Genomic DNA, 715 nt, shown 5'->3' on the forward strand with positions numbered 1-715 from the left:
CCCTCCCCCAGATTTAAGCGTGAGCTGCAGGCTCCGCGGGTATAGTTTAGTGGTAGAACCTCAGCCTTCCAAGCTGATGATGCGGGTTCGATTCCCGCTACCCGCTCCAAGTTTGCAGGTTGTGCAAAGGGTTTTGCTCTTGTAGCTCAGTTGGTAGAGCACACCCTTGGTAAGGGTGAGGTCAGCGGTTCAAATCCGCTCAAGAGCTCCATATAACAAGGCAGATATGAAAATATCTGCCTTTGTTTTAATGGTTGATATTGTTTGTCTAATTTCTTCTGTAGAGGGTGATATCGATGGCTAAGGAAAAATTTGATCGTTCCCTGCCCCACGTCAACGTCGGGACCATTGGTCACGTTGACCACGGTAAAACCACTCTGACTGCTGCTCTGACTCGCGTCTGCTCCGAAGTTTTCGGTTCGGCCGTCGTTGAGTTCGACAAGATCGACAGTGCACCAGAAGAAAAAGCTCGCGGTATCACCATCAACACGGCTCACGTTGAGTACAACTCGACTATTCGTCACTACGCTCACGTTGACTGCCCAGGTCACGCTGACTACGTGAAGAACATGATCACCGGTGCTGCCCAGATGGACGGCGCGATCCTGGTTTGCTCGGCCGCTGATGGTCCGATGCCACAAACCCGTGAGCACATCCTGCTGTCCCGTCAGGTAGGCGTTCCGTACATCGTGGTTTTCCTGAACAAGGCTGACCT

The 715-nt window shown here is 52.2% G+C and carries 1 protein-coding gene and 3 tRNA genes (1 of these 4 only partly in view); all 4 read left to right on the forward strand.

The genetic code is table 11. The annotated features are described in order from the left end of the window. Window positions 1-10, forward strand: a tRNA-Tyr gene (locus ACIGDJ_RS28115) (it extends 79 nt beyond the left edge of the window). 25 nt (window positions 11-35) lie between these two features. Next, window positions 36-109 (forward strand) — tRNA-Gly (locus ACIGDJ_RS28120). 26 nt (window positions 110-135) lie between these two features. After that, a tRNA-Thr gene (locus ACIGDJ_RS28125) sits at window positions 136-211 on the forward strand. An 85-nt stretch (window positions 212-296) separates the two neighbouring features. Then, on the forward strand, window positions 297-715 hold a 419-nt coding region (locus ACIGDJ_RS28130), incomplete at its 3' end, for a GTP-binding protein (RefSeq protein ID WP_397504710.1).

This window comes from Pseudomonas sp. NPDC079367 (genome assembly GCF_044542195.1).
Taxonomy (GTDB): domain Bacteria; phylum Pseudomonadota; class Gammaproteobacteria; order Pseudomonadales; family Pseudomonadaceae; genus Aquipseudomonas.